General features: G+C 67.8%; 13 protein-coding genes. 7 read left to right on the plus strand and 6 right to left on the minus strand.

The annotated features are described in order from the left end of the window. Positions 1-148 precede the first annotated feature (148 nt). The 5 genes from recA (at position 149) to K1T73_RS08580 (ending at position 5,423) form a co-directional block, all read left to right on the plus strand. On the plus strand, positions 149-1,243 hold the full coding sequence (gene recA, locus K1T73_RS08560; RefSeq protein ID WP_220603493.1) for a recombinase RecA: 1,095 nt from the start codon (positions 149-151) through the stop codon (positions 1,241-1,243). Between the two features lie 145 nt (positions 1,244-1,388). Continuing rightward, entirely contained in the window at positions 1,389-4,055 is a 2,667-nt protein-coding gene (alaS, locus tag K1T73_RS08565; RefSeq protein WP_220603494.1) for an alanine--tRNA ligase, read from the plus strand. A 1-nt stretch (position 4,056) separates the two neighbouring features. Next, positions 4,057-4,344 (plus strand): DUF1330 domain-containing protein, encoded by a 288-nt coding sequence (locus K1T73_RS08570; RefSeq protein WP_220603495.1) that lies wholly within the window; start codon positions 4,057-4,059, stop codon positions 4,342-4,344. A 19-nt stretch (positions 4,345-4,363) separates the two neighbouring features. Further along, entirely contained in the window at positions 4,364-4,858 is a 495-nt protein-coding gene (locus K1T73_RS08575; protein ID WP_220603496.1) for an MOSC domain-containing protein, read from the plus strand. Between the two features lie 19 nt (positions 4,859-4,877). Further along, positions 4,878-5,423, plus strand: a complete 546-nt coding sequence (locus tag K1T73_RS08580) for a histidine phosphatase family protein (RefSeq protein ID WP_220603497.1) — start codon at positions 4,878-4,880, stop codon at positions 5,421-5,423. A gap of 58 nt (positions 5,424-5,481) precedes the next feature. Here K1T73_RS08580 and typA read toward each other — a convergent pair whose 3' ends face one another. The 3 genes from typA to ssb all read right to left on the minus strand — a co-directional run bounded on the left by typA (position 5,482) and on the right by ssb (position 8,816). Further along, positions 5,482-7,302 (minus strand): translational GTPase TypA, encoded by a 1,821-nt coding sequence (gene typA, locus K1T73_RS08585; protein WP_220603498.1) that lies wholly within the window; start codon positions 7,300-7,302, stop codon positions 5,482-5,484. Between the two features lie 79 nt (positions 7,303-7,381). Beyond that, a complete protein-coding gene (locus tag K1T73_RS08590; protein WP_220603499.1) occupies positions 7,382-8,245 on the minus strand; it encodes a GNAT family N-acetyltransferase in 864 nt (287 codons plus the stop codon). A gap of 49 nt (positions 8,246-8,294) precedes the next feature. Next, entirely contained in the window at positions 8,295-8,816 is a 522-nt protein-coding gene (ssb, locus tag K1T73_RS08595; protein ID WP_220603500.1) for a single-stranded DNA-binding protein, read from the minus strand. Positions 8,817-9,016: 200 nt separating this feature from the next. On the opposite strand from ssb, the gene K1T73_RS08600 reads away from it, so the two are divergent. Further along, positions 9,017-9,616 (plus strand): lytic transglycosylase domain-containing protein, encoded by a 600-nt coding sequence (locus K1T73_RS08600; RefSeq protein WP_220603501.1) that lies wholly within the window; start codon positions 9,017-9,019, stop codon positions 9,614-9,616. A gap of 8 nt (positions 9,617-9,624) precedes the next feature. Here the strand turns inward: K1T73_RS08600 and K1T73_RS08605 are convergent, their stop codons facing one another. Then, on the minus strand, positions 9,625-10,425 hold the full coding sequence (locus tag K1T73_RS08605) for an AraC family transcriptional regulator (protein ID WP_259400505.1): 801 nt from the start codon (positions 10,423-10,425) through the stop codon (positions 9,625-9,627). Between the two features lie 88 nt (positions 10,426-10,513). Further along, a complete protein-coding gene (gene miaA / locus K1T73_RS08610) occupies positions 10,514-11,395 on the minus strand; it encodes a tRNA (adenosine(37)-N6)-dimethylallyltransferase MiaA (protein WP_220603502.1) in 882 nt (293 codons plus the stop codon). 136 nt (positions 11,396-11,531) lie between these two features. Between miaA and pyrH the strand changes: the two genes are divergently transcribed. Further along, a complete protein-coding gene (gene pyrH, locus K1T73_RS08615) occupies positions 11,532-12,263 on the plus strand; it encodes a UMP kinase (protein ID WP_220603503.1) in 732 nt (243 codons plus the stop codon). Positions 12,264-12,283: 20 nt separating this feature from the next. Here the strand turns inward: pyrH and K1T73_RS08620 are convergent, their stop codons facing one another. Further along, positions 12,284-13,321, minus strand: coding sequence for a sensor histidine kinase (locus tag K1T73_RS08620; protein ID WP_220603504.1), 1,038 nt, complete (start codon positions 13,319-13,321; stop codon positions 12,284-12,286). Between the last annotated feature and the right edge of the window lie 6 nt (positions 13,322-13,327).

Genomic DNA, 13,327 nt, shown 5'->3' on the forward strand with positions numbered 1-13,327 from the left:
CGACTTCTTAACCCTCATAGGCAAGTCTGGGAGCGCGCACAATTTAACTTGAAATGTTCTCCTTTTGTCTCCATAAGATGTGAGAACAAGAGGTGAACGAAGCAGCGATTGCCGCCCGGGACAGGGTGTGGAATAAGGAAGCGAACCAATGGCAACGGCAGATCTACTTACCATGGACAGCAAACGAAGCCCCGAGAAGCAGAAGGCGCTCGACAGCGCGCTGGCGCAGATCGAACGGCAGTTCGGCAAGGGCTCGATCATGAAGCTCGGGGCCGACAACCCGGTGCAGGAGATCGAGGCGACCTCGACCGGTTCGCTGGGACTCGACATCGCGCTCGGCATCGGCGGGCTGCCCAAGGGGCGCATCATCGAGATCTATGGCCCCGAAAGCTCGGGCAAGACGACGCTCACGCTGCATTGCGTGGCCGAGGAGCAGAAGAAGGGCGGCGTTTGCGCCTTCGTCGACGCCGAACACGCGCTCGATCCGCAATATGCGAGGAAGCTGGGCGTCGACCTCGACGAGCTTCTGATCTCGCAGCCCGACACGGGCGAACAGGCGCTCGAGATCGTGGACACGCTCGTGCGGTCGGGCGCGGTGAGCATGGTGGTGGTCGATTCGGTCGCCGCCCTCACGCCCAAGTCCGAGCTCGAGGGCGACATGGGCGACAGCAACGTGGGCGTGCAGGCCCGGCTCATGAGCCAGGCGATGCGCAAGCTCACCGGCTCGATCAGCCGGTCGAAATGCACCGTGGTCTTCATCAACCAGATCCGCATGAAGATCGGCGTCATGTTCGGCAGCCCCGAGACCACGACCGGGGGCAACGCGCTCAAGTTCTACAGCTCGGTCCGGCTCGACATCCGGCGGATCGGCGCGCTCAAGGACCGCGACGAGGTGGTGGGCAACGCCACGCGCGTGAAGGTGGTCAAGAACAAGGTCGCCCCGCCCTTCAAGCAGGTGGAGTTCGACATCATGTATGGCGAGGGCATCAGCAAGATGGGCGAGCTTCTGGACCTCGGCGTCAAGGCCGGCGTGGTCGAGAAATCGGGCTCGTGGTTCAGCTACGGCGACGAGCGCATCGGCCAGGGGCGCGAGAACGCGAAGGCGTTCCTGAAGGAGAACAGCCAGATCGCGCTGGCCATCGAGGACAAGATCCGCGCGGCCCACGGGCTTGATTTCGACATGCCCGAAAGCGAGGCCAAGGCCGAGAGCGCGTCCGAGGGCGACGACATTCTCGAAGCCTGACAGGCCCGCGCCACCCGGCGCGACACGAAAAGCGGCCCGGCGCCCCGAGGGGCAGTCGGGCTTTTTCTTGCGGTGGACAGTGCGGAAAGGGGCGGCTACACCATGCGCCACGCCGATCCCACGCAAGACGCCCGAGTGACCCCCCATGCCCACGCTGAACGAAATCCGCTCCACCTTCCTTGGCTTCTTCGAGCGCAACGATCACGCGGTCGTCGAAAGCTCGCCGCTGGTGCCGCGCAACGATCCGACGCTGATGTTCACCAACTCGGGCATGGTGCAGTTCAAGAACGTCTTCACCGGGGTCGAGCAACGTCCCTACAGCCGCGCCACCACGAGCCAGAAATGCGTCCGCGCGGGCGGCAAGCACAATGACCTCGACAATGTCGGTTATACCGCGCGGCATCATACCTTCTTTGAAATGCTGGGGAATTTCAGCTTCGGCGATTACTTCAAGGAGCAGGCGATCCCCTATGCCTGGGATCTTCTGACCAAGGATTTCGGGCTCGACAAGTCGAAGCTCCTGGTCACGGTCTATCACACGGATGACGAGGCCGCGGAGATCTGGAAGAAATACGCCGGGCTGAGCGACGACAGGATCATCCGCATCGCCTCGGACGACAATTTCTGGTCGATGGGACCCACCGGGCCGTGCGGACCTTGCTCGGAAATCTTCTACGATCACGGGCCGGAGATCTGGGGCGGCCCGCCGGGGAGCGCCGAGGAGGATGGCGACCGGTTCATCGAGATCTGGAACCTCGTCTTCATGCAGAACGAACGGTTCGAGGACGGCACGCAGCGCGATCTCGACATGCAGTCGATCGACACGGGCATGGGCCTCGAGCGGATCGGCGCGCTCCTGCAGGGCAATCACGACAATTACGACACCGACCTCATGCGGAGCCTCATCGAGGCCAGCGCGAATGTCACCGATGGCGCGCCGGACGGGCCGGGCAACGTGCATCACCGGGTGATCGCGGATCACCTGCGCTCGACCTCGTTCCTGATCGCGGACGGCGTGATGCCGTCGAACGAGGGGCGGGGCTACGTGCTGCGGCGGATCATGCGGCGCGCGATGCGGCATGCGCATCTGCTGGGCGCGAACGATCCGGTGATGTACCGGCTCGTGCCCGCGCTCGTCGCGCAGATGGGACAGGCCTTTCCCGAGCTTGGCCGCGCGCAGGGCATGATCGAGGAGACCCTGAACCTCGAGGAGACGCGGTTCAAGCAGACGCTCGAGCGGGGCCTGCGGCTGCTCGACGAGGAACTCGAGAAGCTGCCCGAGGGCAAGCCGCTTCCCGGCGAGGCGGCATTCAAGCTCTACGATACGTTCGGCTTCCCGCTCGACCTCACACAGGACGCGCTGCGCGAACGCGGACGGCAGGTGGACCTGCCGGGCTTCAACGCCGCGATGGACGCGCAGAAGGCCAAGGCGCGCGCGGCCTGGGCCGGGTCGGGCGAGGCGGCGGATGCCGGGGTCTGGTTCGACATCGCCGAGGCCGAGGGGGCGACGGATTTCCTGGGCTACGATACCGAGACGGCCGAGGGACAGATCGCCGCGCTTGTCCGCGATGGCAAGACGGTGGACGCGGCGAAGGCCGGGGAGACGGTGCAGGTCGTGGTGAACCAGACGCCTTTCTACGCGGAGGCCGGGGGGCAGGTGGGCGATGCCGGCACGCTGCGCACGGCCGAGGGGGCCGCGCGGATCACCGACTGCCGCAAGGTGGCCGGCGTCTTCATCCATTTCGCAGAGGTCACCGAGGGGCGGCTCGTGCCGGGCGAGGCCGCGCAGCTCGAGGTGGATCACGCGCGGCGCACGGCCATCCGCGCGAACCACTCGGCCACGCATCTGCTTCACGAGGCATTGAGGCGGGCGCTTGGCGACCACGTGGCGCAACGCGGCTCGCTCAACGCGCCGGATCGGCTGCGGTTCGACTTCAGCCACCAGAAGGCACTTGGCCGCGACGAACTGACCCGGGTGGAGCGCGAGGTGAACGCCTATATCCGCCGCAACGAGCCGGTGACGACGAGGATCATGCCGCCCGACGATGCGCGCGAACTGGGCGCGCAGGCGCTTTTCGGCGAGAAATACGGCGACGAGGTGCGCGTCGTGTCGATGGGCACGCTCGACGGGTCGGGCAAGGGGACGGATGGGCGGACCTACTCGATCGAGCTTTGCGGCGGGACGCATGTGCGGCGCACGGGCGATATCGGTCTTTTCGCGATCACCTCCGAGACGGCCTCGTCCGCGGGGGTGCGGCGCATCGAGGCGCTGACCGGGGAGGCGGCGCTCGACCTCCTGCGGTCGCGGGATGCGGCGCTGGCGGCGGTCGAGGGCGAGTTGAAGGCGCAGGGCGACGATGTCGGCGCCCGCGTGTCGCAGCTTCTTTCCGAACGCAGGCGGCTCGAGAACGAGGTGGCACAATTGCGCCGCGACCTCGCGATGGCGGGTGGCGCGAGCGACGGCCGGAGTGCCGAGCCGCGCGACGTGGGCGGCGTGCCGTTCCTCGCGCAGGTGCTTTCGGGTGTCTCGGGGCGGGACCTGCCGTCGCTCATCGACGAGATGAAATCGCGGCTGGGCTCGGGCGCGGTGCTTCTGATCGCGGATACGGGCGGCAAGGCCGCCGTGGCCGCGGGCGTGACCGGCGACCTGGTGGAGCGCGTTTCGGCCGTCGACATGGTGCGCGCGGCGGTGCCGGCGCTTGGCGGCAAGGGCGGCGGCGGACGGCCCGACATGGCGCAGGGCGGCGGCGCGGATGCGGCGGGGGCCGATGAGGCCATCGCGAATGTCGAGAAACTGATCGAAGGAGCCTGAGATGCCAGCCTTGTGGATTGCCCATGTGACCGTGACAGACGCCGATGCCTACGGCAAATACGCCGAGCTTGCGGGCCCGGCCATCGCCAAGCACGGCGGCCGGTTCATCGCGCGGGGCGGGCGGTTCGTGCAGCTCGAGGGTCGCGAGCGGCCGCGCAACGTGGTGGCGAAGTTTCCGTCGGTCGAGGCCGCCGAAACCTGCTACCACTCGCCTGAATACCAGGAGGCGCTGAGCCACGCGCGGGACGCCTCCGAGCGCGAATTGCTGATCGTCGAGACGGACGAGTAGAACGGCGCGCGCTTCGGCCATGAGCGAGATGCAGGCGCTTCTGCGCCGCCACGCGAGCGCCGGCCGGGTCGAGTGGGTCGGTGTCCGGCCCGAGCGGCTCGCGCCGATGCGCGAGGTCGAGCACGCGTTGCTGGGCGCGGCGGGGCTCGAGGGTGATCATGCGCGGCCGGGGCCGCGGGCCGTGACGCTGATCCAGGCCGAGCACCTGCCGGTGATCGCGGCATTGTCCGGCGGGGCCGAGGTGACGCCGGAGCTGCTGCGGCGCAACATCGTGATCTCGGGGATCAACCTCGTCGCGCTGCGCCACGTGACGCTTCGGATCGGCGCGGCGGTGGTGCGGATCGGCAAGCCGTGCGCGCCCTGTTCGCGGATGGAGCGTGCCCTGGGGCCGGGAGGTTACAACGCGATGCGCGGGCATGGCGGCTGGTGCGCCGAGGTGATGGAGCCGGGCGCCGTGACGGTGGGCGACGCGGTCACGCCGGATCACCGCGAGGGGCCCTCGCCTCGGGCGTGACGCGCGCTAGATCTGCGCCATGCGCCTTGTCCTTCTCTGCCTCGTCCTGGTTCTGCCCGCGCTTGCGTCCGCACAGGATTGGTCGCTGCTCGAACGGCCGGGCGCGATTGCGCTCATGCGGCATGCGCTTGCACCCGGCACGGGCGACCCGGCGGGGTTCCGGCGGGAGGATTGCGCCACGCAACGCAATCTCGATGCGGCGGGTCGGGCGCAGGCGCGACGGATCGGCACCGCGATGCGCGACGCCGGGATCACCGTCGACGTGATATGGTCAAGCGGGTGGTGCCGCTGCCGCGAGACCGCGCGGTTGCTGGGCCTGGGCGAGGTGACGCACCTTCCCGCGCTCGATTCCCATTTCGCGGGGCGCGGCGATGCGGTCGCCCAAGCGGAGGCGGTGATCGGCGCGCTGGCGGCGCTCCCCGACGGGGCGCGGCCGCTTCTGGTGACACACCAGGTGAATGTCAGTGCCCTGACGGGGCGGTTCGCACGCTCGGGCGAGATCGTCGTGGTGCGCCGCGACGGGCGCGCCCTGACGGTTCTGGGCACGATCCTGATCGCTCCCTGAGAGGGACGCGGAAGATTGCAGGCTTGCGGCCTGGGATCGTGCAAGATTCCAGAGGCCGTCAGGCCGATTTCGCCGCCCTCTTGCGCTCGTGCGGATCGAGATGGCGCTTGCGCAGGCGGAGCGCGTTGGGCGTGACCTCGACCAGTTCGTCGTCGTCGATATAGGCGATGGCCTCCTCGAGCGAGAACTGGATATGGGGCGTGAGGCGCACGGCCTCGTCGGTGCCGGATGCGCGCACGTTGGTGAGCTTCTTCCCCTTGAGCGGATTGACCTCGAGATCATTGTCGCGGCTGTGCTCGCCGATGATCATGCCGGTATAGACCTTCTCCTGCGGACCCACGAACATGCGCCCGCGCTCCTCGAGGTTCCACAGCGCATAGGCCACCGCCTCGCCGTTCTCCATCGAGATGAGGACGCCCGCGCGGCGGCCGGGGATCGTGCCCTTGTGCGGTGCCCAGCCGTGAAAGACGCGGTTGAGCACGCCGGTGCCGCGCGTGTCGGTGAGAAATTCGCCGTGATAGCCGATGAGGCCGCGCGAGGGGACCAGTGCGATGATGCGCGTCTTGCCGGCGCCGGCGGGTTTCATCTCGGTCATCTCGCCGCGGCGCGCACCGGTCAGCTTCTCGATGACGGCGCCGGAATGTTCGTCGTCCACGTCGATCGTCACTTCCTCGATGGGTTCGAGCATCTCGCCGTTCTCGCCCTCGCGCATGATGACCTGCGGGCGCGAGATCGAAAGCTCGAAACCCTCGCGGCGCATGTTCTCGATGAGCACGCCCATCTGCAATTCGCCCCGACCGGAGACCTCGAAGGCCTCGCCGCCCGGCGTGTCCTTGATGCGGATGGCGACGTTCGATTCGGCCTCTTTCATGAGGCGCTCGCGGATGACGCGGGATTGCACCTTCTTGCCGTCGCGGCCCGCGAGGGGGCTGTCGTTGATGCCGAAGGTGACGGTGATGGTGGGCGGGTCGATGGGCTGCGCGGCGAGCGGTTCGTCCACCGCGAGCGCGCAGATCGTGTCGGCCACGGTGGCCTTGGACATGCCGGCGAGGGTCACGATATCGCCTGCCTGCGCTTCCTCGATATCCTGCGTCTGAAGTCCGCGGAAGGCCTGGATGCGGGTGACGCGGAACTGTTCGATCTTCTGACCCACGCGGGAGAGCGCCTGCACCGTCGCGCCGACCTTGAGCTTGCCGCTTTCGACGCGGCCGGTGAGCTGGCGGCCGACGAAGGGGTCGGCGCCGAGCGTGGTGGCGAGCATGCGGAAATCCTCGCCCTGGCGCTTGATCTGGGTCGGCGCGGGAACGTGGTTGACGATGAGGTCGAAGAGCGCCGAAAGGTCACGGCGCGGCCCGTCGAGATCATGATCCGCCCAGCCCGAACGGCCGCTGGCATACATATGCGGGAAATCGAGCTGATCGTCGTCGGCGCCGAGATTGGCGAAGAGGTCGAAGCATTCATCGAGCGCGCGGTCGGGCTCGGCATCGGGCTTGTCGACCTTGTTGAGCACCACGATGGGGCGCAGGCCGAGCGCGAGCGCCTTGGACGTGACGAACTTGGTCTGCGGCATCGGGCCTTCGGCGGCATCGACCAGCAGCACGACGCCGTCGACCATCGACAGGATGCGCTCGACCTCACCGCCGAAATCGGCGTGGCCGGGGGTGTCGACGATGTTGATCCGCGTGCCTTTCCAGACGACCGAGGTTGGCTTGGCGAAGATGGTGATGCCGCGCTCGCGCTCGATATCGTTGCTGTCCATGGCGCGTTCGTCCACGGCCTCATTGGCGCGGAAGGCGCCGGATTGCTTGAGGAGTTCGTCGACGAGGGTGGTCTTGCCATGATCGACATGGGCGATGATCGCGATGTTGCGCAGATCCATGCGGAGGGGCCTCTCTATTCCAGGGTAGGCTGCGCCCTATACGGGGTTGCAGCGAAACACCAGAGGCAAAAGGCCGAGGTCAGGGCAGAAGGCAGGTGGGGCCGGTGCGATGGAGCCGGGCGCCCGCGCCGCGCTTGAACCGCGCGAGGCCGGGGGCGCGCGCGGCATCGTGATGACCGAGGTCGAGCCGGGTGAACCCCTGCGCCCGAAGCCAGAGCATCGCGCGCCACAGGATGAGCGCGTGGGCCGAGGCGGCGCGGCCCTCGGCGCCGCTCCAGCCGGCGTGATAGGTGGCGGCGGTGCCGTGGAGGAGAAAGAGCATGAAGGCGGTGATCTCGCCCCGGTTCTGCGCGAGAAAAAGGCAGGTGCCGTGTGGATTGGCGCGGGCCCAGGCAAGGGTGAAGGACGAAGGCAGCGCGCGGTAGCCGCGCACGCGGCGCTGCGCCGCCTCGCGGTCGATGAGGGGGGCGTCGCGGAGCGGGTCGAGGGGCCGGTGCGTCACGGCGCAGTCCGCCCGTTCGGCGCGGCGGAGCCGGTTGCGCCATTTGCCGTGGAGGGCGGCGCGGAGCGCGGCGGGATCGGACCGCAGGTCGATCCGTGCCATCTCGCGCGGGGCGGCGAGACGGAGGCCGCGCGCGTCGTTTCCATCCTCAAAGGTGGCGAGGAGCGGCCGGGCCACGGTGCGGCGCAGGCGGATCAGCGCGTCGCGCCGGGTGCCGGGGCAGATGCCGGGCGTCCAGACCGGCCCGCGCGGAAGCCAGGCGATGCGTATCGGGCCCAAGCGCCGCAGGACCACGAGTGCGGTGCCGACGGGTGCGCGGAAGGGATCGGTGAGGTCATGTCGGGCGCTGTCGATACCCATCGCGGCGAGGGTGCGCGCGAAGCTGTCATGCTGTTGTAGCGGGACGGGCCATTCAGGGCGGGAGGGGCAGGCATCAAGCATGCCCCATTGAGCCCCGACGGGATGAAGGACGCGTTAACGCCGGACGGGATCAGAACGGAATTTCGTCGTCCATGTCGGAAGGGCCGCGCGATCCACCGCCGCCGGAAGAGCCGCCGCCCTGCGAGCCGCCGCCGCCGTAATCGCCGCCATAGCCACCGCCGCCGCTGCCATAGCCGCCACCGGCGTCACCATAGCCGCCGCCACCGCCGCCGCCTTCGCCACGACCGTCGAGCATCGTGAGTTCGCTGCGGTAGGGACGCAGAACGACCTCGGTCGAATAGCGGTCCTGGCCCGACTGGTCCTGCCATTTGCGGGTTTCGAGCTGCCCCTCGATATAGACCTTGGAGCCTTTCTTCAGGTATCGCTCAGCGACGTTGGCCAGCGGTTCGGAGAAGATCGCGACCGAGTGCCATTCGGTGCGTTCCTTGCGTTCGCCGGTGTTGCGGTCCTTCCACGTCTCGGACGTGGCGATGCGCAGGTTGCACACCTTTCCGCCGTTCTGGAATGTCCGCACCTCGGGGTCGCGCCCGAGATTGCCGATTAGTATCACCTTGTTCACCGAGCCGGCCATGTCCCGCGTCCCTTTCGAATCCGTTGGTTCAATCCTCGCGCAGGTTACATCACCGCGAAAACGTGAAGGAAAGCCTAAAATGCGGGACGAATTTTGGCAACCGCGCGATGGGCGGCGGCGATGCGGCGCGAGGGGCTGGAAATCGTGGGCCGAAAACCGTATGCTGCCGCCATACTGGGGAATGGGACGGTTTTCGATCAATGCTCAGGATTTTGACGCTCGCGATGGCGGGAAGCCTTTTGTTCACGACGCAGGCGCCTGCGGAAATTCTCTCGACGAAGTCGCGCAAGAAAATCTTCAGCACGCAGACGCGTGTTCTCGATACGCGCGCGGCATCGCAATACAAGGCGTCGGTGCGGCTCAAGCCCGACCGGGTGCAGACGCCGACCAAGTGGGGCACCGGCAAGGCCTTCTCGGGGGTCTATTCCGGCGCCTACAAGGGGCAATACCTGAGCATGGCGAAGTCCGCGGCGGCCCGGCACGGTGTGCCGGAACACCTCTTCCTGCGGCTCGTCCAGCAGGAATCGGGATGGCGGCCGACGGCCCTGTCGCACAAGGGGGCGATCGGGCTGGCACAGCTGATGCCCGGCACGGCGGCGAAGCTCAGGGTCGATCCGCATGATCCGGCGCAGAATCTCGACGGCGGCGCGCGATATCTCGCGCAGCAATACCGCGCTTTCGGGTCCTGGCGGCTTGCGCTTGCGGCCTATAACGCGGGGCCGGGCGCCGTGATCAAGTATGGCGGCGTGCCGCCCTACCAGGAGACGCAGAACTATGTCCGGGTGATCTGGGGCAGCTGACGGCGGTTTCAGAGGCCGATCCGTGGCGCGCGGGCGGCCTTGCGCAGCGCAGTCGGGGTCTTGCCGGTGTGGTGCTGAATGAAGCGTGAGAAATAGGCCGCGCTTCCGAATCCCAGCGATGCCGCGACATGGGCGACGGGCATCTCGCCATCTTCGAGCGCGAGCCGCGCCGCGTGAAGCGTGCGGCGCACCAAGAGCTCACCGGCGGTGAGCCCGGCCGATTGCCGGCAGGCCCGGGTGAGATGGGTGGGGGTGACGCCGAGCTCGGCCGCATAGTCGGCCATCACCCTGGGCAGGCGGAAATCGCGTTCGACAAGGGCAGAGTAGGCCGCCACCAGCCGGGCCGCCGCCGAGGGGCGCGTGGGCATCGGATGGTCGATCATCATGCGCCGGAGCCAGACCGTCACGAGCGCGGCATGGGCCGCCAATGCCTCGTCGGCGAAGGGCAGACCGCGGTTCGTCTCGCGCTGCATGGCCTCGAGAAGGCCGGTCAGTTCGGCCTGGTTGTGGGCTTCGAGGATGCGCAGCACCTGGGCAGTGTCGGGCATCATGATCGGCCCGCGCGGCGCGATCGTCGCGACCCATCCGAAACAATGCGGCCCCGGTGTGAGGCCGAAGACGCTGCCCGCCGGGATCGCCACGGCGTTGTGCACGCCGAGCCCTCGCTGCACCCCGTCGAGAAGGATGCGGGCCTGCCCCCTGGTGATCCAGACGAGCGCGTGCTCGGCCTCGGCATGGGGCAGGGCAAGGCGCCAGTCGGCGCCCCTGGACCATTGCGCGAGCGTGCGGATCGAAACGGGTTGAGCCATGCGGAGATCACTGCCTTCATGTGGCATATGATAAAGCGTAGGCACGGGAGCGTGCCGTTGTCACGCGGAAAGGTCGCGGATTGTAAATTCAGGCGGAGGGCGGCCTGATCCAGGTCCAGTCGCGCATGTGCTTGCGGAACCATGTGCGCTGACGCTTGGCATATTGGCGGGTGATGATCGTGGCGCGGTCGCGGGCGTCCTCGAGCGTCATCTCGCCGCGCAGATGGGCCACCAGTTCGGGGCCGCCATGGGCGCGCGCGGAGGGATGCGCGGGATCCCAGCCATCGAGATTGGCGCGCGCCTCCTCAAGGGCGCCGGCGGCGAGCATGGCGTCGAACCGCGTCTCGATCCGGGGCGTCAGCCAGTCCTTCGGCGCGTCGAGCACGATGGCGTGGGCGCGGCCCGCCGGCAGGAGCGGGGGCTTCGTGGCGGCCTGCCACGCCGCGAGGCCGCGGCCTGTGGCGGTGAGCACTTCCCAAGCGCGCTGCACCCGCATGGGGTTGGCGGTGTCGATCCGCCCGCGCGTTTCGGCGTCGAGGTCACGCAGGAGCGCGTCGAGCCCATGCTCGACCAGGATGGCATCGGCACGGGCGCGGATCGCGGGATCCGTGGGCGGGATCTCGGCCAGGCCCTCGGTGAGGGCGCGGAAATAGAGGCCGGTGCCGCCGACGATGATGGGTCGCGTCCCGCCCTCGAGAATTTTGGCCACCTCGCGCAGCCAGTGGCCGGCGGAATAGTCGGCGAAGCGCGGAACGTGACCGTAAAGGAGATGCGGTGCGCGGGCCTCGTCCTGGGGCGAGGGGCGGGCCGAGAGGATGCGCCAGTTGTCATAGACCTGCATGCTGTCGGCGTTGACGATGACGCCGCCCGACTGCTCCGCGATTTCGAGCGCGAGCGCCGACTTGCCGCTGGCCGTGGGGCCGGCGATCAGCACGGGGCGCGCGGGGTCGATCTCGAAGGGCGGGGTCATGGGCGGTGACATAGGACAGATCGGCGCGGCACGCGAGGCGCTTTCGATCCGCCCGCCGCACAAGGCGATTGAACTTGTCCCCGCTTTGCGACATTTTCCGCGCCAGCATATCCCGGCAACGAAAAGGACCGCGCCCATGCCCGCCAGCGACACCCCGGAGACGACCTTTCGCCGCGTGATGCTCAAGATTTCCGGCGAGGCGCTGATGGGGGACGCGGCCTACGGGCTCAACCCGCCCACTGTCGAGCGCATCGCCCGCGAGGTGAAATCGGTGCATGACCTCGGGGTCGAGATCTGCATGGTGATCGGCGGGGGCAACATCTTTCGCGGGCTCCAGGGAAGCGCGCAGGGGATGGAGCGCACCACGGCCGATTACATGGGCATGCTGGCCACGGTGATGAACGCGCTTGCCATGCAGTCGGCGCTGGAGAAGCTGGGCGTGTTCTGCCGGGTCATTTCCGCGATCCGCATGGACGAGGTGGCCGAGCCCTATATCCGGCGCCGCGCGGTGCGCCACCTCGAGAAGAAGCGCGTGTGCATCTTCGCCGCCGGGACGGGCAACCCCTATTTCACCACCGACACCGCCGCCACGCTGCGCGCCAACGAGATGGCCTGCGAGGCGATCTTCAAGGGCACCAAGGTGGACGGGGTCTATGACAAGGACCCGGTGACCAACCCCGATGCCAAGCGGTTCGACGAGGTGAGCTATGACGAGGTGTTGGCCAAGCACCTGGGCGTGATGGATGCGAGTGCCATCGCGCTGGCGCGGGACAACAACCTGCCGATCATCGTCTTTTCGCTAGACGAGCCGGGCGGGTTCAAGGGAATCCTGGCCGGGCGCGGCACCTATACGAAGGTGCATGGCTGAACCGCCGAGGCGGGGGGTCGTCAGCGAAGGCTTGACGAGGGGATGTCGATCGTGACCGTCGTGCCGGTGATCTGACGCTCGACCGAGAGCTGGGCGTCGAGGCCGGTGACGAGCTGTGTCACGATGCGCCCGCCGAGATTGCCGTCGCCGGGCCATTCCACATCTTCGGGCATGCCGGTGCCGTCATCGGCGACCTGGAGGCGCAGGACGCCCTTGCTCAACTCCTTGATGCGCACATCGACGAGACCGGAGTCGCGGTCGTCGAACGCGTGCTGCATGGCGTTGGTCATCACCTCGGACAGGATGAGGCCCAGCTGCGTCGCGGCCTGCATGGGCACGGTGAGCGCGTCGGCATCGAGATTGACCCGCACGCCGGAGCGGCCGTCGATATGCGCGATGGCGTTGGCCACCCGCGTGAGATAGGCGCCGAGCGCGACCGGCTGGGAGTCGTCGCTGGCGTTCGAAGAGCTTGCGTTCAGTTCCTCGTAGAGCAGTTGCAGCGTCTTGACCCGGCGGGCGAGCGTGGAGAAGTCGTGACCGGCGCCGTCCTCGGCGCCGCGCGCCTGCATTCGTATCATCCCCACGATCATCGAGAGGTGATTCTTGACCCGGTGCTGGATCTCTTCGAGCATCTCTAGCAATTCGCCGCGTTCGCTGTCCTTGACGACGGTCTGGACGCCCAGGAAGAAGGGCGTCTCGCCCGGTTCGGTGCGCAGCGGGGCGACCATCAGGCGATTGAGGAACGGCGTGCCATCGGCGCGGTAGTTGCGCAGGGTGACGGTGGCTTCCTTCTTCTCGGCGATCGCGTCGCGCAGCCGGTCGAGAGCTTTCTGGTCGCGGTCGTCGCGTTGCAGGAAGCGGCAATTTCGGCCGATGACGCCCTGGCTGCTGTAGCCCGTCATTTCCTCGAAGGCGCGGTTCACGTAGACGATGGGGTTGTCGTCGAGCGTGGGATTGGTGATGACGATGGCGAACGGCGCGCGTCTGAGCGCCTGAGCGCTCACGGCCCGGGGCAACCCCTCGGGTGTTGCCGATACGTCGTTGTCGTCGTCGCGCATGGAATC

It is taken from the genome of Roseovarius sp. SCSIO 43702 (genome assembly GCF_019599045.1).
GTDB lineage: Bacteria > Pseudomonadota > Alphaproteobacteria > Rhodobacterales > Rhodobacteraceae > Roseovarius.